Origin of the sequence: Caballeronia catudaia (assembly GCF_001544755.2) — a bacterium.
Lineage (GTDB): Bacteria > Pseudomonadota > Gammaproteobacteria > Burkholderiales > Burkholderiaceae > Caballeronia > Caballeronia catudaia.
On sequence record NZ_FCOF02000003.1, the window covers coordinates 55763 to 78867 of the forward strand.

At 63.3% G+C, this 23105-nt stretch carries 21 protein-coding genes and 2 pseudogenes; 12 read left to right on the plus strand and 11 right to left on the minus strand.

The window, feature by feature from the left end; all coding sequences use genetic code 11:
- The first annotated feature begins 30 nt into the window (after nucleotides 1-30).
- A complete protein-coding gene (locus tag AWB75_RS04140) occupies nucleotides 31-1020 on the plus strand; it encodes a LacI family DNA-binding transcriptional regulator (protein ID WP_061122814.1) in 990 nt (329 codons plus the stop codon).
- Nucleotides 1021-1091: 71 nt separating this feature from the next.
- Here the strand turns inward: AWB75_RS04140 and AWB75_RS04145 are convergent, their stop codons facing one another.
- Entirely contained in the window at nucleotides 1092-2381 is a 1290-nt protein-coding gene (locus AWB75_RS04145; protein ID WP_061122815.1) for an MFS transporter, read from the minus strand.
- 429 nt (nucleotides 2382-2810) lie between these two features.
- On the opposite strand from AWB75_RS04145, the gene AWB75_RS04150 reads away from it, so the two are divergent.
- Together AWB75_RS04150 and AWB75_RS04155 are read left to right on the plus strand one after the other, a co-directional pair.
- Nucleotides 2811-3683: a DMT family transporter gene (locus AWB75_RS04150; RefSeq protein ID WP_061122816.1), complete on the plus strand. Its 873-nt coding sequence runs from the start codon at nucleotides 2811-2813 to the stop codon at nucleotides 3681-3683.
- Nucleotides 3684-3768: 85 nt separating this feature from the next.
- Nucleotides 3769-5724, plus strand: coding sequence for a methyl-accepting chemotaxis protein (locus tag AWB75_RS04155; RefSeq protein WP_061122817.1), 1956 nt, complete (start codon nucleotides 3769-3771; stop codon nucleotides 5722-5724).
- Nucleotides 5725-5740: 16 nt separating this feature from the next.
- Here the strand turns inward: AWB75_RS04155 and AWB75_RS04160 are convergent.
- Both AWB75_RS04160 and AWB75_RS04165 read right to left on the minus strand, forming a co-directional pair.
- Nucleotides 5741-5986: pseudogene (locus AWB75_RS04160) on the minus strand (non-heme iron oxygenase ferredoxin subunit); the annotation flags it as partial.
- Nucleotides 5974-6105 (minus strand): annotated as a pseudogene (locus AWB75_RS04165) (fatty acid desaturase); the annotation flags it as partial. The pseudogenes AWB75_RS04165 and AWB75_RS04160, both read right to left, overlap by 13 nt.
- A 367-nt stretch (nucleotides 6106-6472) precedes the next feature.
- Between AWB75_RS04165 and AWB75_RS04170 the strand changes: the two are divergent.
- Entirely contained in the window at nucleotides 6473-7555 is a 1083-nt protein-coding gene (locus tag AWB75_RS04170) for a glycosyltransferase family 2 protein (RefSeq protein ID WP_061122819.1), read from the plus strand.
- A gap of 13 nt (nucleotides 7556-7568) precedes the next feature.
- On the opposite strand, the gene AWB75_RS04175 is transcribed toward AWB75_RS04170, so the two are convergent.
- Nucleotides 7569-8204: a TetR/AcrR family transcriptional regulator gene (locus AWB75_RS04175; protein WP_061122820.1), complete on the minus strand. Its 636-nt coding sequence runs from the start codon at nucleotides 8202-8204 to the stop codon at nucleotides 7569-7571.
- Between the two features lie 112 nt (nucleotides 8205-8316).
- Between AWB75_RS04175 and AWB75_RS04180 the strand changes: the two genes are divergently transcribed.
- Entirely contained in the window at nucleotides 8317-9156 is an 840-nt protein-coding gene (locus AWB75_RS04180) for an NAD(P)H-binding protein (protein WP_061122821.1), read from the plus strand.
- Nucleotides 9157-9196: 40 nt separating this feature from the next.
- A complete protein-coding gene (locus tag AWB75_RS04185) occupies nucleotides 9197-9454 on the plus strand; it encodes a hypothetical protein (protein WP_061122822.1) in 258 nt (85 codons plus the stop codon).
- Nucleotides 9455-9469: 15 nt separating this feature from the next.
- On the opposite strand, the gene AWB75_RS04190 is transcribed toward AWB75_RS04185, so the two are convergent.
- Both AWB75_RS04190 and AWB75_RS04195 read right to left on the minus strand, forming a co-directional pair.
- Nucleotides 9470-10882, minus strand: a complete 1413-nt coding sequence (locus tag AWB75_RS04190; protein ID WP_061122823.1) for an HdeD family acid-resistance protein — start codon at nucleotides 10880-10882, stop codon at nucleotides 9470-9472.
- A 120-nt stretch (nucleotides 10883-11002) separates the two neighbouring features.
- Nucleotides 11003-11791 (minus strand): aldolase, encoded by a 789-nt coding sequence (locus tag AWB75_RS04195; protein ID WP_061123034.1) that lies wholly within the window; start codon nucleotides 11789-11791, stop codon nucleotides 11003-11005.
- Between the two features lie 245 nt (nucleotides 11792-12036).
- On the opposite strand from AWB75_RS04195, the gene AWB75_RS04200 reads away from it, so the two are divergent.
- Nucleotides 12037-12240 carry a cold-shock protein gene (locus AWB75_RS04200; protein WP_008347993.1) on the plus strand — a complete coding sequence of 68 codons (204 nt, stop codon included), beginning with the start codon at nucleotides 12037-12039 and terminating at the stop codon, nucleotides 12238-12240.
- 346 nt (nucleotides 12241-12586) lie between these two features.
- Nucleotides 12587-12937 (plus strand): hypothetical protein, encoded by a 351-nt coding sequence (locus AWB75_RS04205; protein WP_235011961.1) that lies wholly within the window; start codon nucleotides 12587-12589, stop codon nucleotides 12935-12937.
- A gap of 222 nt (nucleotides 12938-13159) precedes the next feature.
- Here AWB75_RS04205 and AWB75_RS04210 read toward each other — a convergent pair whose 3' ends face one another.
- Nucleotides 13160-13927, minus strand: a complete 768-nt coding sequence (locus tag AWB75_RS04210; protein ID WP_061122825.1) for a sulfite exporter TauE/SafE family protein — start codon at nucleotides 13925-13927, stop codon at nucleotides 13160-13162.
- Nucleotides 13928-14009: 82 nt separating this feature from the next.
- Between AWB75_RS04210 and AWB75_RS04215 the strand changes: the two genes are divergently transcribed.
- Nucleotides 14010-14900 (plus strand): LysR substrate-binding domain-containing protein, encoded by an 891-nt coding sequence (locus AWB75_RS04215; RefSeq protein ID WP_061122826.1) that lies wholly within the window; start codon nucleotides 14010-14012, stop codon nucleotides 14898-14900.
- On the opposite strand, the gene ppk2 is transcribed toward AWB75_RS04215, so the two are convergent.
- Together ppk2 and AWB75_RS04225 are read right to left on the minus strand one after the other, a co-directional pair.
- Entirely contained in the window at nucleotides 14897-15988 is a 1092-nt protein-coding gene (ppk2, locus tag AWB75_RS04220; RefSeq protein ID WP_061122827.1) for a polyphosphate kinase 2, read from the minus strand. The two genes, AWB75_RS04215 and ppk2, sit on opposite strands and share 4 nt — an antisense overlap.
- Nucleotides 15989-16041: 53 nt before the next feature.
- The gene (locus AWB75_RS04225; RefSeq protein ID WP_061122828.1) at nucleotides 16042-16263 is read right to left on the minus strand and encodes a YdcH family protein; all 222 of its coding nucleotides are present in this window, start codon (nucleotides 16261-16263) and stop codon (nucleotides 16042-16044) included.
- Nucleotides 16264-16482: 219 nt separating this feature from the next.
- Here AWB75_RS04225 and AWB75_RS04230 point away from each other — a divergent pair, with 219 nt between their 5' ends.
- On the plus strand, nucleotides 16483-16845 hold the full coding sequence (locus AWB75_RS04230) for a hypothetical protein (protein ID WP_061122829.1): 363 nt from the start codon (nucleotides 16483-16485) through the stop codon (nucleotides 16843-16845).
- Between the two features lie 163 nt (nucleotides 16846-17008).
- A complete protein-coding gene (locus tag AWB75_RS04235; RefSeq protein ID WP_061122830.1) occupies nucleotides 17009-17656 on the plus strand; it encodes a VC0807 family protein in 648 nt (215 codons plus the stop codon).
- Here AWB75_RS04235 and AWB75_RS04240 read toward each other — a convergent pair.
- Nucleotides 17645-18487 carry an alpha/beta fold hydrolase gene (locus AWB75_RS04240; RefSeq protein ID WP_061122831.1) on the minus strand — a complete coding sequence of 281 codons (843 nt, stop codon included), beginning with the start codon at nucleotides 18485-18487 and terminating at the stop codon, nucleotides 17645-17647. The genes AWB75_RS04235 and AWB75_RS04240 overlap by 12 nt on opposite strands.
- Before the next feature lie 24 nt (nucleotides 18488-18511).
- Nucleotides 18512-18685 carry a DUF3563 family protein gene (locus AWB75_RS04245; protein WP_143746401.1) on the minus strand — a complete coding sequence of 58 codons (174 nt, stop codon included), beginning with the start codon at nucleotides 18683-18685 and terminating at the stop codon, nucleotides 18512-18514.
- Between the two features lie 454 nt (nucleotides 18686-19139).
- Between AWB75_RS04245 and AWB75_RS04250 the strand changes: the two genes are divergently transcribed.
- Nucleotides 19140-23105 carry a response regulator gene (locus tag AWB75_RS04250; RefSeq protein ID WP_235011962.1) on the plus strand — a complete coding sequence of 1322 codons (3966 nt, stop codon included), beginning with the start codon at nucleotides 19140-19142 and terminating at the stop codon, nucleotides 23103-23105.

A 23105-nucleotide genomic window follows, 5' to 3' on the forward strand; every position in this document is an offset into this window, starting at 1 on the left:
CGGTAACACTGCGAAAACGTTACCCTCCGAATGAAAAAAATTTCCCCGACCATTCGCGACGTCGCCGCCGCCGCGGGCGTCTCTGTCGCGACGGTGTCCAAGTACATCAACGGCGCACAGCGCTTCTCCGCGCCCGTCGAGGCGAAGCTCAAGGAAGCCATCGACTCGCTCGGCTATCGCTCGAACCCGCTCGCGCGCTCGATGATCACCGGCAAGACGCGCACCATCGGCATCACGATCCTCGACATCAGCAATCCGCACTTCACGCATGTCGTGAAGGGCGCGAACCGCATTGCGCTGAGGCACGACTACACGCTGCTGCTCGTCGATATCGACGAGAACCAGGCGCGCGAACGTCCGCTCATCGAAGCGCTTGCGCAGCGCGTGGACGGCTTGCTCGTCAGCTCGCGCCTCGCCGACGAAAACGCGCAATGGATGCTCGATCTCGACAAGCCCGTCGTGCTGCTGCGCAACGCCGAACTGCCGATTCCGAGCGTCGGCATCAACAGCCGTCTCGCCACATATATGCTCGCGCGTCATCTGCTCGATCTCGGGCATCGCCGCATCGCGTATCTCGGCTTCGAGCAAGCGCGCATCAACGATGAACGGATTCGCGGCGCGCGCGACTGTCTCGCCGAAGCAGGCCTCGAACTCGACATCTACGAAGCCCATGCGCCCACTTCGCTCGCTGGCGAACAAGCCTGCTCGCGCGTGATGCTCGGCCCGAAGCGACCGCAAGCCGTGATCTGCTACAACGATCTCATCGCGCTCGGCTTCATGAAGGAAGCCGCGTCGCTCGGCATTCGCGTGCCGCAAGATGTCTCCGTGACCGGCATCGACAACGTGCCTTACGGCGCCTACGCCGCGCCCGGTCTCACGACCGTCGACATTCAAAGCGAGAAGATGGGCGAACTGGCGATGCAGAAGCTCATCGACGCCCTCGCCGGTCATCCCGACCCGGGCAACTCCATGTTCGAGCCGCGGCTCATCGTGCGTGAATCGACTGCCGCGGCTGCATGACGCACGCCGCACCGCCTGCGTATGACTCATGCGAGCGGCGCGGCGCATTGCTTGACTAATAAGAACTGCAATTACGCCGAGAGCTTCGCCGGCGTCATCTTCGGCGTGAGCACGTGCATGATCGCGAAGGCGATGAGATACGCCGATGCGCCGATCGCGAACAGCACCCAGTAGTGGCCCGTGCGCTGCAGCACCTGACCGATCACTTCGGAGAACAGCACGCCGCCGATCGAACCGGCCATGCCGCCGATACCGACCACCGCGCCGATCGCACGCCGCGGGAACAGATCCGATGCCGTCGTGAAGAGGTTCGCGGACCAGCCCTGATGCGCTGCTGCCGCAAGACCGACGATCGCCACCGCGACCCACAGATTCTCGGCTTGCGAGACGAACGCGATCGGCAGCACGGCGCAGGCGCAGATCAGCATCGCGGTCTTGCGCGCCGCATTCACGGTCCAGCCCGCACGCAGCAGCGCCGACGAAATCCAGCCGCCGCCGATGCTGCCGATGGTGGTGATCGCATAGATCACGACGAGCGGCAAGCCGATGTGCTGCATGTCCATGCCGCGCGATTCGTTGAGCCACTTCGGCAGCCAGAACAGATAGAACCACCACACCGGATCGGTCAGGAACTTGCCGACGATGAACGCCCACGTTTCGCGCTTCTTGATGAGTTCCTTGAAGCCCGGTGCGCCCGCTTTTGCGTTGGCGGCATCGGCGGCATTGGTTTCGTCGCCTTCGTTGGCGATTTCGTCGTCATGCGCGCGGCCGTCCGGCTGGCGATACATCACGAACCACACCACGAGCCAGATCAGGCCGATCGCGCCGACCATCACGAACGCCGACCGCCAGCCGAAGGCCACTGCGAGCGCCGGAATGAGCGCGGGTGCGAACACCGCGCCGATGTTCGCGCCGGAGTTGAAGATGCCGGTCGCGAGCGCGCGTTCGCGGCGCGGGAACCATTCGGCGGTCGTCTTGATGGCGGCAGGGAAGTTGCCGCCTTCGCCGATGCCGAGCAGCGCGCGGACCATCGCGAAGCCCGTCACCGAGCCGACGGCCGCATGCAGCATCGCGGCGATGCTCCAGACGAACATCGCGAGCGCATAGGAGATGCGCGTGCCGAGCCAGTCGACGATGCGCCCGAAGCACAGCAGCCCGATCGCGTAGAACGCCGAGAACGCGATCACGATGCGGCCGTACTGCACCTGCGTCCAGCCGATGTCGTGCTGCAGCATCGGGGCGAGCAGACCGAGAATCTGCCGGTCCATGTAGTTGATGACCGTGGCGAAGAAAAGCAGCGCGCACACGGTCCAGCGGTAACGGCTGGCGGTTCGCACGACGCCGGCAACGACAGTGTTCATGAAAGTCTCCGGACGCGGCGGCGCTCGTCGTGCCGCGTTCTTTGTTGCGTGGAACGGCGACGAGCGCCGTGGACATGGCTTTGTGCGGGCTGTGACGTCAAAGCCGGCCTGTCTTGGAAAACGTTTTTTCGAAGAATAGTGGGTTTGTTGTCGACTGGCTATCCTAGTATTTGCCCTAATCCAGGCCTACTCGCCGTTGTCTGGCCGTTACCGAGGCACGGACCACGCTCTTCTTTTTGGGATGCAGTGAGTTAATCGTTTTTTCTTGGAATCCTCGTGCGGCGCGTTGTCCGGCGCTCCCAAACCGGTTGGCACTTTGCATGCCGCCTTCTGCATGCAAAATGCCGATGCCGGCCTTCGGGCCGAAGACAGCGCCTGTATGATCGAACCCCGACGAACGACAACAACGAACTACAAATCCTGTCTTCCATGCCTGCTCGCTTCACGGGGTTCATCTATCTGCTCGTCACCGCCACCGGCTGGGCGCTGAACTGGCCCGCCATGAAGGTCCTGTTGCGCGAATGGCCGCCGCTGTTCTCGCGCGGCGTCGCGGGCATCGCGGCCGCCGTGCTGCTCGGCGTCATCGCGAAACTCGCCGGCGAGAACCTGCGCGTGCCCGCCGCGCTCGTGCCACGGCTTCTGCTTGCATCGGCCATCAACGTGTTCGCCTGGATGGGCTTCTCCACGCTCTCGATGAAATGGCTTTCGGTCAGCGAAGGCGCGCTGCTCGTCTACACCATGCCCATCTGGGCGATGCTGCTCGCGTGGCCCATCGCGAAGCGCAAGCCATCGGTCGCGGGCTTCTGCGCGCTCGCGCTGGGTCTCGCGGGCGTCGTCGCGCTGCTCGGTGCGCACGGACTTTCGTTCGATGGCGGCAAGATCGCCGGCATCGCGTTCGCGCTCTCGGCCGCGGTGTTGTTCGCGCTCGGCACGGTGCTCTCGCACGGGCCCATGCCCATCCCGCCGATCACGCTGGTCGCGTGGCAGGTCGGCATCGGCTGCGCGCCGATGATCGCGCTCGGCCTTTTCATCGAGCATCCGGTCGTTTCCGCGCTGGGGTTGGACGGCTGGGCCGTGCTCGTCTACATGAGCCTGGTGCCGATGGCCGTGTGCTATCTCGCATGGTTCGCGACGCTGCGCCACTTGCCCGCCGATGTCGCGTCCATTGGCATGTTGCTGGTGCCGATCCTGGGTATCGTCGCGGCGGCGCTCGCGCTCGGCGAGCCGCTTGGCGCGCGCGAGGCGATCGCAATGGGGCTGACGCTTTCGGGCGTCGCGCTGGCGATGAGACAGCGCCGCTGACACCGCAAGGCAAGAAAATTAAAGCGCAGCGCAATTTCTGCCGTTAAGGGTCGATATAACTACTCTTATCGTTCAGTCACTCCCCATGCCCCGTATTGCTCTGGCCCGCATGAACGTCGGGACCAAATTCGCCGTGCTCGCCTGCGCGCTCACGGCCGTCGTCGTTGCCTTTTTCACCGTCGCCGTCACGCGAAGCGCGGGCGAGCAAGTGGACACGCACGCCCTCGCGCGCGTCGAAAGCGAGAATCGCTCGATCGCGACGATGATCGGCCTGTTCGACAAGTCCGTGAGCGCCGAGGTCACGCGCTTCACGACGATCTTCGCGCATCGCCTGCCCACGACCTTCGCGCTCGACGAGACGCGCTCCGTCGATGTCGGCGGCGTGGCGACGCCGACCTTTCTCGCCGGCGACAAGCCGTTGAACAACGACTTCGCGATTCCCGATGCGTTTCTCGAAGAAAGCGGCGCCATCGCGACGATCTTTGCGCGCGCCGGCGACGACTTCGTGCGCGTGACGACATCGCTCAAGAAGCAGGACGGCACGCGCGCCATCGGCACGCTGCTCGATCGCAAGGGCCCCGCGTATGCGCCGATGATGGCGGGCAAGCCGTATATCGGCATCGCGGCGTTGTTCGGCAAGCAGTACATCACCGAGTACAGGCCGGTCACCGATGCGTCGGGCCGCGTGATCGGCGCGCTTTTCGTGGGCGTGGACGTCACGTCCGAATTCGCCGCGCTGCAGGACGGCATCGCGAAACTCGTGATCGGCGCAAGCGGTTATCACTTCGTCGTCGATGCATCGAATGGCGCGAATCGCGGCAAGCTGCTGGTGCATCCCGGCTCGAAAGGCGAGCTCGCCGATGAGCGCGTCGCGCCCTTCAAACAGATGCTCGAATCGCATGAAGGCAAGCTCACGTTCGACGGCGCCGATATCGCGGGCGCGGATGCGCGCGTGCATGGCGGCACAAAAGAGATCGTCTATATGTCCGTGCCGCAATGGCAATGGATGATCGGCGGCATTGCGTATCGCGACGAGCTGCTCGCCGACGTGCACGAAAGCCGCGACCGCTTTCTGATGCTCGGGGTCGCCATCGTGGCGCTGCTCGTCGGCGTGTTGCTGTATGCCGTGACGAAGCTCGTCGGCCGTCCCATCGACGATGTGACGCGTGCGTCCGAACGCATCGCCGCGGGCGATCTCACCGTGCGTATCGACAGCGCGCGCGAAGACGATATCGGCCGCCTGATGCGCGCGATCGACGGCATCGCGCGCGGGCTCGCGGAGATCGTCGCGCAGGTGCGCAGCGCATCGGCCGACATGAACGAGGGCACCGCGCGCATCGCGTCGGGCAGCAGCGATATCGCGACGCGCATCGCTACGCAGGCGGCGAGTGTCGAGGAAACCGCTGCAAGCATGGAAGAAATCACGTCCACCGTGCAGCAGAACGCGGCGAATACCGCGCAGGCGGGCACGCTCGTCGCATCGGCATCGGATGCGGCACGCGCGGGAGGCGAGGCGGTGGGACGCGTCGTCGAAACGATGGGCGAGATCGATGCATCGGCGCGACGTATCGCCGATATCACCGCGACCATCGAAAGCATCGCGTTCCAGACCAACATTCTTGCGTTGAACGCAGCCGTCGAAGCGGCGCGCGCTGGCGAGCATGGCAAGGGCTTTGCCGTGGTCGCATCGGAAGTGCGCGCGCTCGCGCAACGCAGCGCGAGCGCCGTGAAGGAGATCGAGGCATTGATCGCGGAATCGGCGTCGAAAGTCTCACACGGCTACAAGATCGCCGAGGAAGCGAGCGGCACGATGAACGGCATCGTGGAGCGCGTCTCGCGCGTGAATGCGATCGTTGGCGAGATCGGCGTTGCGTCGCGCGAGCAGGCGAGCGGCATCGAACAGGTGAATAGCGCGGTCATGTTGATCGGCGAAGCGACGCAGCAGAACGCGGCGCTCGTCGGTGAAGCGGAACACTCGACTGCCGAGTTGCGCGATCAGGCCGAACGTCTCTCGCGTGCGGTCAGCATGTTCCGTGTTTAATGCATCGGCCGCGCTTTCAGATTTCGATGAAGATGCGCCCGCCCTCCGTTTTCGCGGGATACGTCGTCGGCTTTTCGCAAACGGGCGCGCATAGCGGGCGGCCGTCGCGGATATCGAAGCGTCCGTTGTGCCTGGGACATTCGATCACGTAGTCCATCACGAAGCCGTCGCTGAGATGAACGTGCTCGTGCGTGCACAGGCCGTCGCTTGCGAATACGGCATCGTTCATCCGGTAGATCGCGAAGGTGCGGCCGGAATGATCTCCGCATAGGCCGCGATCGTGCTCGCATAGGGCGGCGGCATGTCGTGCTTCACCGTTTCGTGCAGGCGCGGCAACGCGTGATAAGGCACCATCGGAAACATATGATGCTCGACGTGATAGAAGCATCATTGACCGCGCGCGGCGTGAATCATGGCATTGCAATTGCTTTTGATCTTTTTTGTTCCGGTAACATGCAGGTGTCATAGCTTCGTTTCCTTCCATCGCTAACATGCGAGGTGTTGGGGAACCGAAGGCGCAGAATCTGCTCTTAGCGGTTAATCTATCGACATTCACGTCAGGCCGGGCATCCGGGGCCGGCCATATGACCTGACATGCGCAACTACAAGCGGCGCGGCGGCTTTCGTGGTTGTCCGGGCATTCACGGTGATCGAGCCGGCCGCATCCGTCAGACCAATTGCATGACTCGACCGCTCTTCGCATCCAGCGTGTGAAGAGAGAGATCCAATCACCGACGGAGCGTCATCCATGCCGTATGAGAGTGACTCCTTGCGAGACACGAGCCCGCTGCTCAGCATCGTCGTGGCGGCATACAACATCGAGGGATATATCGAGGAAGCGCTCGAGTCCCTTCTGTCGCAGCCTCATATCGACGCGATAAAGATCATCGTCGTCGATGACGGCTCCCGCGACGAGACCTATGCGGCCGCGCGCGCCATCGTCGAACGTGATCGAGGCGTGCATATCGAGTTGCTGCAGCAGGCAAACGCTGGCTTGAGCGCCGCGCGCAATACCGGTCTCGCAGCGGTGCGCACGCCTTATGTCGGTTTTCTCGATGGCGACGACATCTATCTGAATGGTTTCACCGAAGCGGTCATGCCCCTCCTCGCCGAGCGCAAGTGGGATCTGGTCGAGTACAACGTCAGGATCATCGACGACGACGGACGCGAGCTCGAACAAATCGAACTCGTCGAACAGGGCGAACGCGGCGGATATCCGATGAATCGCGAAACGCTGCAGCAGTTCGCCGACAAGTTCCATAGCTTCGCGTGGGCGCGCGTCTATCGCACCGATCTGTTCGACGCCGCTCCTTTTCCCGTCGGACGACATTACGAGGACGCAGCCGTCGTGCCCTCGACCTATCTTCGCGCAAGCACTATCTATCGCATCGCGACGCCATTGATCGGTTATCGCAGGCGCTTCGGCAGCATCACGCAGTTGGCTTCGCTGCGCGACGTTCGCGATCTGCGCGCCAACGGCCAGGAAGCGCTCGCGCGTTGCGAAGGCAACGAGATGGACGATTTCTGGCTCACCGTTTTCGACAAGACGTTTCGCCGCGCGTGCTTTGTTTGCGCGCGAGTGAACCGCGCTTCTTTCAAAGAGGCGTCCGAGACGCTCGAGGCGATGGCCGTCGATCATCGCGAGACGCGCGAGAGGATCGCCGGGCGCGGCGGGCGCGAAGTCGTCGCGCTCGCGCCGTTCGATCTGAATGTGCGTGCGGACCGCTCGATCCACTTCCTCAAAGGGCTCGTCAAGAAGGTGTTGAGGCGCCGCCTCGATCATCATCAGCGCGAGCGGCGCCCGGGCACGTCGAATCAGCTGAGTGGATGAGCGCGTGCCGTTTTCAGGTCTCTTCGATCGCTCGCAGGCTCATCTGCTTATAGGCGTCGACCAGTAGCGTGCCCTCGCCTCGCTTATGCGCGACGGCGAGCCGCATCGTTTCCTCGCCCATCTGCCAGATCAGGAACGCGAGCGCATTGACGCGCTTGCTTTCCACTCGCGGCGTCACGCGCCGGATCGCCGCTGCGAGCAGCGCGCCGCACGCTTTGCTTTCCGCAATCTCGATGCTCATCAGTTCCTTGTCCGAGCGCAGCGCCGACGAGATGTCGCGCATCACCGGCTTGTCCCGCACGATCTCATAGTACTGGTCGACAAGCGACGCGAACGCTTCGCGCAATTGCGCCTTGTTTTGCACGGCTTCGAGCGCTTCGCGCACGCAACGGCGGCTCTCGGCCGCGTATAGCTCGGCGAGCGTGCGCACGATCGCGCGCTTGTCGGGAAAATACTGATAAATCGAGCCGATCGATATCTCCGCGAGTTCGGCGATCTCGCTCATCTTCACGTGCTCGCTGCCCTTCTCCGCAATCAACTGCTGCGCGGCCTCCAGAATGCGATCGAGGCGCTCGCGGCTGCGCTGCTGCGCGGGCTGCCTGCGGGTAACGCTCGTTTCCCCCTTCTTGCGCGGCGGCTTCTCTTGCATGTCGACTCCTTTGCCGCACGATTGCGGGCTCAAAAAACTTGACAGCCAAACGTGAGTATCTATCATGTTTAAAACGTGAGCAACTCTCACGTTCTAATATCCGGAGGCAGTCATGGCCCATTTGGATTTCGATGCGGCGCCCATCCTCGTTCTTGGCGCGAACGGCAAGACAGGACGGCGCGTGGCGGAAAGACTTCGCGCGCACGGAATCGGAGTTCGCGCTTGCGCGCGCTCAACCCAGCCGCGCTTCGACTGGAACGATCGCGCGACATGGAGCACTGTGCTCGCGGGCGTGAAGCGCGTCTACGTCACCTATCAGCCCGATCTCGCGATTCCCGGCGCGCTCGATGCGGTCAGCGCATTTTTCGACACGGCGCTTGCAAACGGCGCGCAGCGGATCGTACTGCTTTCGGGACGCGGTGAAGAAGAAGCGCAAGCCGCCGAAGATGCGCTGCAACGCTCGGGCGCAATCTGGACGATCTTGCGTTGCAGCTGGTTCATGCAGAACTTCAGCGAGAGCTTCCTGCTCGACCCGATTCGCCAAGGCACGCTCGCTTTGCCGGTTGGCGATATCAAGGAACCTTTCGTCGACGCGGAAGATATCGCCGATGCCGCCGTCGCGGCACTCACACAGCCAGGCCACGAAAACAGGCTATATGAGCTGACCGGCCCTCGCGCGATCTCGTTCGCCGAAGCGCTCGCATGCATCGCACGAGCGTCGCGGCGCGACCTGCGTCTTGCGCCCGTGCCCGCACATGCATTTCGCGCGGGTCTTATCGAAGCGGGGGTATCGAAGCCGGAAACCGATCTGATACTTTATCTGTTCACGACCGTGCTCGACGGCCGCAATGAAAAGCCTTCCGATGGCGTGCGCCTAGCCTTGCATCGCGAAGCGCGCTCGTTCGAGGACTATACAACGCGAGTCGCGCAAAGCGGCGTCTGGGACGTCTGAGCGTACGAGAGGCGTCGTCGTTTCGCGATAAACTGTAAGGATGGAACAATGTCCCTACTGTGAGCGAATCCGTGACGAATGGGATTGTCACGGGCAGGAATGCCGCACCCATATTGCCCGCGCGCTGCGCAGACAGCGCATGGGACTGCCGATGGTGCCCAAGGTCATTCGCAATGAAATTCCGCCGGGCGCATCGACGGGCGAAGTGATCGCCCAGTTATCGCGTCAGCGATTGCGCGCGCGCCGTGCGAACGAAGAGCGTCGCGCGCGCAAGGCCGAAGACGAGCTCGATCTATAACCTTGAAACATCGCATCAAACGCGTGCGGGCGGATCGATATTCGATCCACCGCCCGAAGCATGCGTGCCTTCCTCGCGCCATGCGCGCCGCGATTCACGCATCTTCGCGAGCGCCATGCGCGTCACCTTCAACCAGCCATACGGCCGCGGATCGGCGACCATGCTGAGCGCACGCGCATAGTCGAGGGTGAGGCCGGGCGTCCAGGCCATCGTCACCGCGCGCTTGCGCACTTGCGCGGCGACCCATAACTCCGGCGTCGCGATCATTCGAAACAGCGCGCCCCAGCCCGCGCGTGCGCCGTACAGGCGCCCTGCCGCGCCTTCCAGTGCTGCGTCCAGCGCGCGCGACACGCTGCTCGAACAATTGCGATGCGTAAGGTTATACGTCGTGTCCTCGCGATAGTTGCGCCAGAAGCTATCCAGACGAACCGGATCGTAATTGCGGATGCGCACGCGCGTCGTCGACGGACACCACGCTTTCGATTCGACCGCATAACTTTGTTGAAACATGCCGGGCACGTCGTTTTCGCGCGTGGCGCGCAAGAGCCGCGCGAAGTCATCGGGCGAGCGGTCGATCTCGACTGCCGGATAAAGGCTCACGTAGATGCCTTCGGGCGATTCGAGCGCCGCGTGTCCCGTCGAAATCACGCCATTGCCATCGACAGCCGCAATATATCGATCGACGATCGGATGCCACTGTGTTTGCGCCTTCGACGATCCCACCGGCGTCCATACATGCACGGTCAGCGCGGGTTCATCGTCGGCGGGCGGGCCGTCCCATTCGCGCGCCTGCAGCGCCGGGCGCGCGACATGGTTCGTCTCGCCGGTTCCGTTCGCCGTTTCCGCGCTGCTATCGCCCCATACGGCGGGATTGCTCGTCAGCTTGCGCACGCGCGTCGCAATCAGGATCAGATTCCAACCCGCGAAGATGAAGAATGCGCCGATGCAATAAGGCACCGTGCCTTTATAGTGCGTGGGATAAGGCTGAATCATGAAGATGCCGAGCAGCATTTCAAAGGTCGCGAAGCCGAGCGCGACCCGGTAACGCCGATAGCGCACGACAAGCGCCGAGGTCGCTTGCAGAAGACCATCGAACAGGAACGCGAGTCCGATCAGTATGGAGAGAATGAAGTGGCCGTGATGATTGCCCTCGAAGATCAGCGCCGCCGTGAGCACGAACGCGATGCCTTTCGCATAACGCAGCCTGCGCTGCCCGCCGACGCCAGCCCACGCGACTGCAAGCGTAAGCGTGCCCTCGATCAGCAGCAGCCAGCCGACGAATGCAATGGGAAAGCCGAGCGCGCCATCGAGGGCATCGACGAACACGCCGATGCCGATGATCAGAAGCAGCCAGCCCGTCACCATCAGACTACGCGAGCGATTGCGCAGGTAGTCCACGCCCAGCAGGATCATCATCAGCTTGACCATCGTGCTTGCCCTTGGTGGGTGCTTTGACATCGCCACACGCGGCGGACGGCGGCAACATCTTTCTGTCGAGCGCGAATATCTCCGACGTGTTCCGTCAAGTGGCGAACGTCGGCGTGATTTTCACGCTTCGAAATCAATCCCTCGCGCGCGCAACTCCCGCATCCCGCTCGCGAGATGCGCCCGCGCACTTTCAGCATCGCCCGCGCGCATCTGCTCATAAGTGCGCTGCGCGATCTCATGCGGCACCGGCCTGAGCGGCCGGTTCGCGCTCATCGCACGTAATTGCACTTCCGCTGCGCGCTCCAGATAGTAGAGATCGTCCCACGCTTCTGCGATGGTCGCGCCCGCGACGATCACGCCGTGATTCTTGAGAAAGAGGATGTCGGCATCGCCCATCGCGCTGGCGATGCGATCACCTTCGGCATTGTCGAGCGCGAGGCCGTTGTAGTGTTCATCGACGGCCGTGCGGCCATAGAACTTCAACGCGGTCTGTCCGAGCCATAGAAGCGGCGGGCCTTCGAGCAGACACAGCGCGGTCGCGTTCGGCATATGCGTATGGAACGCCGCCTTCACGCGAGGCATAAGCTTATGGAGGCGCGCGTGAATGAAGAATGCAGTCGCTTCGGGCTCTCCCTCGCCATCGATGACACGGCCATCGAAATCGCAGATCAGGAGTCGCGAGGCCGTAATCTCGCTGAATGCATATCCGAAGGGATTCACGAGAAACAGATCGTCATGGCCAGGCACCACGGCCGAGAAGTGATTGCAGACGCCCTCTTCATAACCACGAAGCGCCGCGAGCCGAAAACAAGCCGCAAGTTCGCGGCGCGCCTGCGCAATCTCCGGCGAGGCGAGCCGCACGGCTCCGGGCGCAATGCGTTGTCCGGCGCTGGAAAGCGTGTGTGCCATGATAGGATGCCCTTTGTCGTTTGCCTGACCGAGTTGTCGAGGATAATCCATCGAGCGGACCAAAAAGTCCGGTCAAAAAACATTCCGTACGGTCGGCATTTGGCGGCGAGTATGACGTGCTTATGTCGCGTCTCTTAGCAGAAACGCTTATTTGAACTCGGCGTTTTGGCATGGTAAAACTCTATGCCGCTCGACAATTCGAAGCGCAACCTCAACGAAATTCGTCTCAAAGGGTTTGGAAAAAAATGGCAACAGGTACGGTCAAGTGGTTCAACGATGCAAAGGGTTTTGGTTTCATCACGCCGGACGACGGCGGTGAAGACCTGTTTGCACATTTCTCCGAAATCCAATCCAAGGGTTTCAAGTCGCTGCAGGAGAACCAGAAGGTGAGCTTCGAAGTCAAGCAAGGCCCCAAGGGCAAGCAAGCTTCGACGATCCAGCCGCTGTAAGTCAAGCGCACGCGCCTCAGGCACGGAACGGCCCGAATGGGCCGTTTTGCATTGGCGAGCTCATTCAGGCAGAGCATTGATTCATCTGTCCGATAACTCGTTTCTCCACCGGCAATTCGACAAATCGGTAGAATCCATAGCTTATTTTTCGATGCCGGTTTAAGTGCGCGCGCAAATATTTCCTCTAATTCGAGTCGACTCGGCTGGCAATCGGAAAAAATGCCGGGCGCTCGTTGGGCACAAAACTAAGGCATTGCTCGTCTCACTCTGGTTTCTGAGTTGCGATGTGCACGCGCAAACGTTCGCAACCAATGCAAAAGCGGCGCGCTTCGTCACGGACGTCGTCATGAATGACTTTCATACGGCGCAGGCGGGTGGCGGTTATGTGTTCTCGTACGACAGCCACGAAACCGAGGCGTCGCTCTCGAGCAAGCTCGGCCGCTGGTTTTCCGGATCCGATCCGCAAGCCCTCGTCATGGAGGCCGCCGAAAAACAGGTTCTCTTCGGCTTCTACTGGGCAGCGAGCATGATGCCCGCAAGTTCTCCGTGCTTTCGCGATATCGCCGATCCGGCTTGCGGTCAGGATCTCTCGCAGTGGATGGCGCGTGAAATCGACGACGATCCGCGCTTCATCCGTGCTTACGAGTCCGCGCGAAAACCGCTCGGCCTGCCGCCACTCGAGCGCAACGCGCACTGAACGCCGAACGCACGCGGCGCTCGCGATGAGCCCCGCATCGGAAACACGGCGTGCACTCATGCGCAACGACTGTCGAAGCCTCGGGCGCGTCGGCCGCCTCGTCCTCGCGCGAATCGCGCAACAGCATGATCTTCGCCGCGACGCTCGCGAGCAGCGAAAGCGCACCTAAAGTTTCGAGCAAGGCGGGAATCATGACGGTCTCCCTGAACGTCGACGCGCGCGTCATCGATGCTGAAGCATCGGCCCATACGTCTTTACGAAAAATGCGATCGTGATGCCGGCGCTGACGAGCAAGGTGCCTGCGCGTATCCACTGTGGCGGCGCGCGCCGGCCGACTTGCGCCCCGCCATAGCCACCTGCGATCGCCGCGACGAGCATCGCGATCGTTTCTGGCCAGCGCACCGCCTGCGCCGCTGCGAACGTCAAAACCGCGACCGAGTTGGCCGCGCTCACGAGCAGCGTGCGCGGCGCGTTCAGGCTCTTGAGGTCGCGCGCATCCAGCAGGCCCCAGACGGCCATCATCATGATGCCCACCGCGCCGCCGAAGTAACCGCCATACACCCCGAGCGCGAACTGGATCGACAGGACCGCGCCGGCGCCGATATGCCAGCGCCGCCGCAGCACTTCCCCCAGCTTTCGGCCGAACGCGAGCGTGAAACTCGCGCACAGCAGCAGCCACGGCAGCACGAAGGAAAACGTTTTCGACGACGTGGAAAGCAAGAGCGCGGCCCCGACAAACCCGCCGATCAGCGTGGTGAGCAGCATCTTGCGGATCGATACCGAGCCGACCGGACCGAGCCCGTCGCGATACGCCCACGCACTCACCACGCCGCCGGGAAACAGCGCGACGGTGCTCGAAGCGTTCGCCTGAACCGGTGGCAAGCCGGCGGCGATCATCGCGGGCAGGCTCACGAACGAGCCGCCGCCCGCCAGCGCGTTCATCGCGCCCGCGAGAAAACCGGCGCCGATCACGAGAATAAGGGGTTCCATGCGACAGATGCTAACGACGCCGCCCGCCGCTTACAATCTGGCATTTCCAATGTGAGGCTTCGGCAAAACCGAATGCGCCGCCATGCGTTTCGATCTCACCGACATGCGGCTTTTCCTGACCGTGATCGAGCGCGGCAGCATCACGGCGGGCGCGCAGGCGATGCATCTGGCGCTGGCGTCGGCGAGCGAGCGCATCGCGGGAATGGAAGCCGCGCTCGGCGCGCCGCTGCTCGAGCGCAACCGCCGCGGCGTGCAGGCCACCGCCGCCGGCGACGCGTTCGTGCGCCACGCGCGCGCGATACTCGGCCAGGTCGAGCAGATGCGCGGCGAACTGCGTTCGTTCGCGACCGGCCTCAAAGGCCGCGTCCGGCTGATGTCGAACACGGCCGCGCTTGCCGCCTTCCTGCCGCCGCGGCTCACGCGGTTTCTCGCGAATTATCCGGATCTTTCGATCGATCTCGACGAGCGCCCGAGCGTCGATATCGTGCAGGCGATCGCCGAAGGTCGCGCCGATCTGGGCGTCGTCTCCGATACGGCGGATCTCGGACGGCTTCAAACGCATCTGCTCGCGCAGGATCAACTGGTGGTCGTCGCGAACCGTGCGCATCGGATCGCGGAACAAGGCGCGGTGGCGTTCGCGGATATCGTGGGCGAGGCGTTCGTCGGGTTATCGGATGCCGCGCTCGAAATGCATCTGGCCGAGCGGGCGTCGCGGCTCGGCAGGCAGATTGGCTATCGAATCCGCATGCGCAGCATAGACAATGTCGGCACGCTCGTCGAAGCGGGCATAGGACTGGTTATTTTGTCGGAGGCGTCGGCGCGCATGCTGGAGCGGCCGGAACTTTCGATCCTGCCGCTCTCCGAGCCGTGGGCGACGCGCCGGCTGCATCTGTGCGCACGCGATTTCGACGCCCTCACGCCGCACGCGCGCCTGCTCTCTCACGCCCTGCTGGAAGGCGTGAGCGCCGCCTAGAACGGCCGCCCGACGATGAGGGGATCGACCGCGCCGATGGCTTTCAAGTCGCTATTCGCATACGGCAGCTTGTGCAACACGTAGCGCAAGGCGTTGAGCCGCGCGCGCTTCTTGCAATCGGAGCGCACGACGGTCCAGGGTGTGTCGGCGCTGTCGGTATGCGCGAACATCGCTTCCTTGGCTTCGGTGTACGCGTCCCACTTGTCGAGCGACGCAAGATCGACCGGACTCAGCTTCCACTGCTTGAGCGGATGAATCTCGCGCTCCTTGAAGCGGCGGCGTTGTTCGGCGCGGCTCACCGAAAACCATAGCTTGATGACATGCGTGCCGCTTTGCGACAGATGCCGCTCGAACGCGGGCACCTGCTGCATGAACTGCTCGTATTCGCCTCGTGTACAAAAGCCCATCACGCGCTCCACGCCCGCACGGTTGTACCAGGAGCGATCGAAGAGAACGATTTCGCCCGCGGTGGGGAAATGTTCGACGTAGCGCTGGAAATACCACTGGCCGCGCTCGCGCTCCGTCGGCTTTTCCAGTGCGACCACGCGCGCGCCGCGCGGATTGAGATGCTCCATGAAACGCTTGATGGTGCCGCCCTTGCCCGCCGCGTCCCGGCCCTCGAAAAGAATCACGACACGCTGGCCGGTGTCCCTCACCCACGCCTGCAACTTCAGCAACTCGACCTGAAGACGGTATTTTTGCTTCTCGTACGCGCGCCGCGACATCAGGTGCCGATACGGATAGCCGCCTTCGCGCCACGCCGGCGACAACTCGTCGTCGGGATCGGGCGTGCCGCTGACCGATCGCAGCACGGTCTCGACATCGAAGAGATGGGCGCGCAGCGTGGCGATTTCGTCCGGCGACATGCCGCCGCTCAGCGTTCTAACGGTGTCGACGAGCGATTCCGTGCCTTCCTGCCCCCGCGCGATGAGCGTCTTCAGTATGTCTTCGATGCTGTTCGTCAGCAGGCCGTGCGCCGCCTCGACCGCGCGGCCCGTTTCTTCGCGTTCGATGCCGTCTGTCGCCGTTCGAACTGCGAGGTCGCCATCCTTCGATTCGGTCGTCTCACCCGGCAATATCAACTTCATCCATTCCCCTTCGTTGTTGCTCTGGTGTCTCTGTCTCTGCGTTCGTCTCTTCGTCAGGCGGCTTCGTGCGCCTTTCTCAATACCGCATACAACTTGTCCTTCAACATCAGCTTTTCCTTCTTGAGCGATTCGATGGCAAACGAGTCGGCGGGCGTCACGCCCGTCTCCATATTGCTGATCTGGTGATCGAGATCGTTATGGCGCTCGAACAGACGCGAAAAATGGCCGTCTTCGGTCTTCAGGCGTGAGATCAGGTCGCGGTATTCTGGAAACATGCGGTGGGTCCTCCGGTGCGTTTAGTTGGTACATCGAAATACATGTTACCGGCCGACGCGACCCTTTTGTTAGACAAATATCAAAGTCAGGTGAGGCAGTACGCCGCAGATCGCATGAGAGCACCTAGGCAAAACCCTTCTCCACGCGGGCATCGTCCTTGCACACAATAGAGCTGTCGGCTGCGCATCCGCGCGGCGGGCACGAACCAGGAGGCCGTCATGAAGAAAAATCGCAATCGCGCGCAGCTTCGCGCCACGCATATTGCGTTGATCGCCGGCGCAGCCGGACTCTGCTTCGCCACGGCAGCCAGCGCGGACAGCCAGGCGGCGAAAAAGCTCGGGCAAATGGGCGTCATCAATCAGACGCTTCAGCCAAAACCGCTGCAGCCGAACGCCGCTGCGGCCAACAACTATTCCAACACGCCCAACGCACCTGCGCAGAACCCAAGCTATAACGTCAGCCCGAACTACAACGCCGCCCCGACCTACAACACGAACGCGATCAACGCGGCAAATGCCGCCAACGCCGCGAATGCCGCGCGCGTCAACGCAATCCCCGGAGCGCCGCCGCCGAAGAAGTAACGCCGGTCCGAGCCTTCCAGCCGCCGCCGCTCGAAACAGCGGCCGGCGGCGCTTTCGTTACAGACTTTTCCACTGATTCACCGCGTGCGCGCGCACATTCGCGCACGTCCGATCTTTTATACTCGGATCGAGGTACCGCGCTCAAACGCACACTCTTGGGTCCATGAAAAAGATCAAGCCCGGTCTCGTGCTCGAACTCGCCGCGAATGTGCTGCTTCCGTGGGTCGCGTATCGGCTGGCGTTGCCTCATTGGGGCGATGTCGGCGCGCTCTACGCGTCGGCCGCGCCGCCGCTCGTGTGGAGCGTCGCCGAGTTCGCGCGCTCGCGGCGTGTCGATGCGCTTTCCGCGCTCGTGCTGTTCGGCATCGCGCTTTCCATCGTGATGCTGGCGATGGGCGGCAGCCCGCGCATCCTGCTCGTGCGCGAATCGCTCGCGGCGGGCGCGACGGGCATCGTATTTCTGATTTCGCTATTTTTCGAACGCCCGCTCATCTTCTATCTCGCGCGCGCAACGGTCACGCGCGAGCAGGAGAACGGCGCCGAGCGCTTCGAGGCCTACTGGGGCGAAAGCGCGATGCTGCGCGCATCGTTGCGCCTCATGACGTTCGTGTGGGGCGTCGGGCTGTCGCTCGAAACGATGCTGCGCTTCTGGTTCGCGTGGACGTGGCCGGTGGAGCGCTATCTCGTCGTGTCGCCGGTCGTGAGCTACGTGATCTACGGCGGCTTGCTCGCGTGGACGTTCTGGTTTCGCGCGCGGCTCATCGAGCGTCAGGGCGAAAGCGCGCCGTCGCGCGACGGCCTACTCGGATAAGCACGCAGCGCGCGCGTCGCACTGGGCGATATGACGCGCGATCGCGGCATTCACCGTCTGCGCGTGCGTGAGCGGCCCCATGTGCCCCGCATCCGGCACGACGATCAACTGCGCCGCCGGCATCAGCTCCGGTAAAGTTTCGGCGATCAGGCGCGTCGGCGCGGGCGCGTGCTCGCCGCGCATCACGAGCGTGGGAATGCGCAGCTTCGCGTAAGCGCTCATCGGCGTCGGCTCGTGAATCAGCGCGCGAAAATCGAGCGGCGCTTTGGGCACCCAGCGCGTGAGCATCGCCTGCACGGAAGGCCGCAGCGCAGACCACGCACCTTGCCCGCTCCAGTAATCGACGAACGAGCTCGCCGCGCCGCGCAGGTCGCCCGCGACGACCCCCTCCGCCGTGCGCGCCGCGATCGCGAGAATCTCGGCGAATTCCGCGGCGCCGCGCGTGCCCATGCGCTCGAGCAGATGAAACGCCGACGGCTCGTAAAGCGTGATGCTCGCGATGCCATGCGGCCGTTCGAGCGCCGCGCGCAACGCGACGCCGCCGCCATACGAATGCCCGACGAGATGCACCTTGCCGCGCTGACGATCCATGATTTCGACCGTGCGCGCCGCCTCGTCCGCGAGCGTGAACGCGTGCTCGCCGCTCCACGGGCCGACGCTGTCGCAACCGTAATGCTCCGGCGCGATCAGCGTATAGCGCGTCTTCGGCGTCGCGAGCACATCGAGCGCATCGAGCGTTTCGCCGAGCGAACGCCATTGATTCGCGCCCGCGCCCGAGCAATGCAGCGCGATGACAGGCGCGTCGGCGTATTCGTCGTTCAGGGTGATCATCTTCCGTTCTCGCTTCGTTGAGAATCAGGCATCGGTTTCGCACTCGCGCATGCGGCGCTCGAGCTCGCCGAGATCGACGGACGATGCGAGATATGTATCGCGACGGCCATGCTCCGCGCGGTCCAGCAGCGTCTTGGTCCGGTCCTTCAGGATCGGCAACACGAGGTCTCTCGCGATATTGATTAGGTATCCCAACATGATTCGCTCCTTCTGCACCAACGGGTCGTTCCATGACATGCCGGCTGAGCGATCGTGCAACGCGGATCATTCGGGGTTCGCTGAGGCGGCGGGTGTCGGCATCTGACGCAGCCACCGTGCCAGTTCATCGAAACCCTTATGCGGCAAGGCGAGGCGCGAATTCAGCCGCGCGCCGGGCGACAGGTCTGTCGGGCACGAACCAACGCTTTCACTCCTGAAAGATGGGGCGATGCAAACACGCGCGCGCGTCGCCGAAGGCGAATCCATGCTCTCTCTTAACGCCGGACACCGCGAAAATATTTCCCGTCTCGCGGGCTCAAGCTTTCGCGCTTGCGCGCCGTAAACGGGTCTGATGGCCCTCGCCTGCCCGTCGAACGACCCTCTCCGAAGGGCACGATAAGATACGGCAGCGTTCGATCCCGCAGCTTGCAACCGCTCTTTCGGAGACCACGGCGTGCTCAGTCGCCATTCGCTCACCTTCAGGATGACGGCGTTCATCGTCGCCGTCTGCGTGCTTCTGATCGGCACCGACGTATGGCGCAGCCTCGCCGCGCGCCGCGCGCAGCTCGACGAAATGACGACGGCGACGTACAACCTCGCGCGCGCGATGGCGCAGCACGCGAACGACACGTTCAAGGAGGCCGACACGACGCTCATCGGCATGCTGGAGCGCGTCGAAGAAGACGGCATGTCGCCGGAATCGCTCGCGCGCATTCATCGCTCGATGGTGTCACGCGTCCGGCAATTGCCGCAGTTGAACGGCCTCTTCATCTACGATAAAAACGGCGCGTGGGTCGTCAATTCGCAGTCGAAACTCGACTCGCGCTTCAATAACTCCGACCGCGAGTATTTCGAATATCACCGCACGCATACCGATCAGGGCACGCACATCGGACCGCCGGTGCAGAGCCGCTCGACGGGCAAATGGATCGTGCCGGTGTCGCGCCGCATCGACGCGCCCGACGGCAGCTTCGCGGGCGTCGCGCTCGCGACCATCGACGTCGACTTCTTCTCGCGCTTCTACGACAGCCTCGATCTCGGGCAGTCGGGCGCGGCGGTGCTCGTGCTGAACTCGGGCGTGATGGTCGTGCGCCGCCCGTTCGAAGACCGCTTTGTCGGCAAGAACGTGATCGACACGGCGCTTTACCGCACGCATCTCGAACAGCGCAGCGCGGGCGTGTTCACGACAAGCTCGTCGCAGGACGGTGTCACACGACTCAACAGCCTGCGCGAACTGCAGGACTATCCGCTCTTCGTCGCTGCGGCGCTCGCACGCGATGAAATCCTCGCGCCGTGGTGGCGCGATACGCTCTGGCACGCCTGCGTCACGGCCATGCTCGCGTTCGTGCTGGCGATGTTCGGCTCGACGCTCGTGCGCCAGATCAACGCACGCAACCAGATCGAGCAGGAACTGGAGCGCAGCCTCGCAACGACGCAAACCGTGCTCGACACCGCCATCAGTCCGATCATCACCGTGGACGAGCGCGGCGCGATCCGCTCGTTCAACTCGGCGGGAGAGAAAGTGTTCGGCTACCAGGCGAGCGAAGTCATCGGCCAGAATCTGCGGATGCTGGTGCCGCCGCCGTTTCTGGATTCGTATAACGAATACATCATGCAGTTCAAGGGACCGACGGGGATTGCGACCGCCGACTGCGAGCTTGCGGGGCAGCGTAAGGATGGCACGTCTTTTCCCGCGCAAGTCACGACCGGCGCGATGCGTCTGGATGGCGCTTTGCATTTTGTATCTGTCATTACGGATATCTCGCGGCAAAGAAAAGAGCGCAGCGAACTTGCGCATGCGCGCGACCAGTTGCTGCTCGCCGCGGACATCGCCGAACTGGGCATCTGGTCGTGGGATCTCGCGACGGGCAAGCTGCACTGGAACGCGCGCATGTTCGAGATCTATCAGTACCCGCCCGCGCTGCTCGACAACGGCCTGCATTTCGAGCACTGGCGCCTGCGCATTCATCCCGACGATCACGACGGCATCATGGCGCGCCTGCGCGCCGCGGCTGCGGGCGAAACCGAAGAACTACCGCCGTTTCGTATCGTCCTGCCAGACGGCACGACGCGGCGCATCCAGAGCGGCCAGCGCACGCAGCGCAACGCGCAGGGCACGCCCGTCGCGATGACCGGCGTGAATTACGACATCACCGACGAGTACGAGCTCGAATACCATCTGCGCAACGCGAAAGAGCAGGCGGACGCGGCGAGCGCGGCGAAGTCGTCGTTTCTCGCGAACATGAGCCACGAAATCCGCACGCCGATGAACGCCGTGCTCGGCATGCTGCATCTCGTGCAACTGACATCGCTCGACGACCGCCAGCAGGACTACGTGAGCAAGGCCGAAACCGCCGCGAAGTCTCTGCTGAACCTGCTCAACGACATCCTCGATTATTCGAAGATCGAAGCAGGCAAGCTCGAACTCGACGGCCATCCTTTCGAGCCTGAAAAGATGATGGAGGAGCTCGGCATCGTGCTCTCGGGCAATCAGGGCGCGAAAGACGTCGAAGTGCTCTTCGATCTCGATCCTTCCCTGCCCGCCGTGCTGGTCGGCGATGGCTTTCGCCTTCAGCAGGTGCTCATCAACCTCGCGGGCAACGCGCTCAAATTCACGGCGGCCGGGCAGATCGTCGTGAGCGTGCACCGGCTCGACACGCCGAGCGATGCAGCGGGCGAAGCGGTGCGCGTGCGCATCGCGGTGAGCGACAGCGGCATCGGCATCGGCGAGGCACAGATCGAGCGCATCTTCGAGGGCTTCACGCAAGCCGAGGCATCGACCTCGCGGCGCTATGGCGGCTCCGGCCTCGGACTCGTGATCAGCAAGCGGCTCGTCGCGATGATGGGTGGCCAGCTCGAAGTCGAGAGCCGCCTGGGCGAAGGAAGCCGCTTCTGGTTCGACATCACGCTCGGCGTGGACGCAGGCCACGCGCCGGTGCATGACCAGGGCGCGTTCTTCGATCATGACGCGCGCATTCTCATCGCCGACGACAACGCGATCGCGGGCGAAATCCTGTCGCGCACGGTGCGCTCGCTCGGCTGGCACGCGGATATCGTCACGAGCGGGACCGCGGCGGTCGCGCGCATCGCCGACGCTGCACGAAGCGATGTGCCCTACGACATCGCCCTGCTCGACTGGCGCATGCCTGGCCTCGACGGGTTGAACGCCGCGAAGCAGGTCGTCGCGATGAACGGACGCGTCGCGCCGCCGCTCGTGCTGCTCGTCACGGCATTCGGTCGCGAAGTGTTGAGAGAGTCGCAGAAAAACGGCGCCGCGCCCTTCGCCGGATTCCTGACGAAGCCCGTGACGCCGAAGCAGCTCGCTGCGGCGATCCGCGCCGCGTTGCCTGCCGCTATCAACCACGCCGCTCATCGGGCGCAGCCGCCCGTAGCCAAAGCGCGCCGCCTCGAAGGCCTCGCGCTGCTCGTCGTCGAGGACAACGCGCTCAACCGGCAGGTCGCTGAAGGCGTGCTGCGTGCGGAAGGCGCGAACGTGACGCTCGCTGAAAGCGGACGCGAGGGCGTGGATCGGGTCATCGCCGCCAATAGCCTGTTCGATGCGGTGCTGATGGACGTGCAGATGCCCGATCTCGACGGCCTCGAAGCCACGCGCCTCATTCGCGCGGATGGCCGTTTCGCCGCGCTGCCGATCGTCGCGATGACGGCCAATGCGTCAGGCGCGGATCGCGACGCGTGTCTGCGGGCCGGCATGAACGATCATGTCGGCAAGCCGATCGACGTCGAATGTCTCGTTGCCGCATTGCGCATGCAGGTGGAACGCGCGCCGATCGAAGCGCAAACAACAGATGCGGACATGGCGTCGATCATCGAGCCACGCGATTCGATCGTCGCGCGTTTCGGTGGCAATACCGATCTGATTCGAAGCGCGGCCAGCGGCTTCGGCGCGCAAGGCCGCAAGCACATGAATCGCCTCGCTGAAACACTCGCGGCGCAGGACGCGCAAGGCGCCGCTTCGGCGCTGCACGCAATCAAGGGCAGCGCGGGCACGGTCGGCGCGGCGGCGCTCGCGCATCTCGCGAGCGCACTCGAACGCAAGCTGCTCGATAACGGCGATGACGCGCATGCGCTCGATGACACGCGCGCGCAATTGGCGCGCATGGAACAGTTGCTTGCATCGAGCGCTGATCAGCTCATCAATGCATTCGGAACGCCACACACCTCTGCGAATGCGGATACGAGCGCGCCACCGCTTCGAAACGAAGACTGGCGCGCACGTCTTGCCGCGATCGTCGAGTTGCTCGATGCGTCGAACCTGCAGGCAATCGCGCTATCCGAGAGCCTTTCGCCGCACGCGCCGAATGGATATCGCGAGGACTTCCAGCATTTCCTCGCACGCGTGCGTGCGCTCGATTTCGCGCGCGCTTCGAAGATCGCGCGCGACATGCTCGAGCAGGCCTGA

What these genes read in the sequence shown, in the direction of transcription:
- AWB75_RS04140 (WP_061122814.1), top strand. Translation starts at nt 31, where the DNA reads ATGAAAAAAATTTCCCCGACCATTCGCGACGTCGCCGCCGCCGCGGGC.
- AWB75_RS04145 (WP_061122815.1), bottom strand. Translation starts at nt 2,381, where the DNA reads ATGAACACTGTCGTTGCCGGCGTCGTGCGAACCGCCAGCCGTTACCGC.
- AWB75_RS04150 (WP_061122816.1), top strand. Translation starts at nt 2,811, where the DNA reads ATGCCTGCTCGCTTCACGGGGTTCATCTATCTGCTCGTCACCGCCACC.
- AWB75_RS04155 (WP_061122817.1), top strand. Translation starts at nt 3,769, where the DNA reads ATGCCCCGTATTGCTCTGGCCCGCATGAACGTCGGGACCAAATTCGCC.
- AWB75_RS04170 (WP_061122819.1), top strand. Translation starts at nt 6,473, where the DNA reads ATGCCGTATGAGAGTGACTCCTTGCGAGACACGAGCCCGCTGCTCAGC.
- AWB75_RS04175 (WP_061122820.1), bottom strand. Translation starts at nt 8,204, where the DNA reads ATGCAAGAGAAGCCGCCGCGCAAGAAGGGGGAAACGAGCGTTACCCGC.
- AWB75_RS04180 (WP_061122821.1), top strand. Translation starts at nt 8,317, where the DNA reads ATGGCCCATTTGGATTTCGATGCGGCGCCCATCCTCGTTCTTGGCGCG.
- AWB75_RS04185 (WP_061122822.1), top strand. Translation starts at nt 9,197, where the DNA reads ATGGAACAATGTCCCTACTGTGAGCGAATCCGTGACGAATGGGATTGT.
- AWB75_RS04190 (WP_061122823.1), bottom strand. Translation starts at nt 10,882, where the DNA reads ATGGTCAAGCTGATGATGATCCTGCTGGGCGTGGACTACCTGCGCAAT.
- AWB75_RS04195 (WP_061123034.1), bottom strand. Translation starts at nt 11,791, where the DNA reads ATGGCACACACGCTTTCCAGCGCCGGACAACGCATTGCGCCCGGAGCC.
- AWB75_RS04200 (WP_008347993.1), top strand. Translation starts at nt 12,037, where the DNA reads ATGGCAACAGGTACGGTCAAGTGGTTCAACGATGCAAAGGGTTTTGGT.
- AWB75_RS04205 (WP_235011961.1), top strand. Translation starts at nt 12,587, where the DNA reads ATGAATGACTTTCATACGGCGCAGGCGGGTGGCGGTTATGTGTTCTCG.
- AWB75_RS04210 (WP_061122825.1), bottom strand. Translation starts at nt 13,927, where the DNA reads ATGGAACCCCTTATTCTCGTGATCGGCGCCGGTTTTCTCGCGGGCGCG.
- AWB75_RS04215 (WP_061122826.1), top strand. Translation starts at nt 14,010, where the DNA reads ATGCGTTTCGATCTCACCGACATGCGGCTTTTCCTGACCGTGATCGAG.
- ppk2 (WP_061122827.1), bottom strand. Translation starts at nt 15,988, where the DNA reads ATGAAGTTGATATTGCCGGGTGAGACGACCGAATCGAAGGATGGCGAC.
- AWB75_RS04225 (WP_061122828.1), bottom strand. Translation starts at nt 16,263, where the DNA reads ATGTTTCCAGAATACCGCGACCTGATCTCACGCCTGAAGACCGAAGAC.
- AWB75_RS04230 (WP_061122829.1), top strand. Translation starts at nt 16,483, where the DNA reads ATGAAGAAAAATCGCAATCGCGCGCAGCTTCGCGCCACGCATATTGCG.
- AWB75_RS04235 (WP_061122830.1), top strand. Translation starts at nt 17,009, where the DNA reads ATGAAAAAGATCAAGCCCGGTCTCGTGCTCGAACTCGCCGCGAATGTG.
- AWB75_RS04240 (WP_061122831.1), bottom strand. Translation starts at nt 18,487, where the DNA reads ATGATCACCCTGAACGACGAATACGCCGACGCGCCTGTCATCGCGCTG.
- AWB75_RS04245 (WP_143746401.1), bottom strand. Translation starts at nt 18,685, where the DNA reads ATGTTGGGATACCTAATCAATATCGCGAGAGACCTCGTGTTGCCGATC.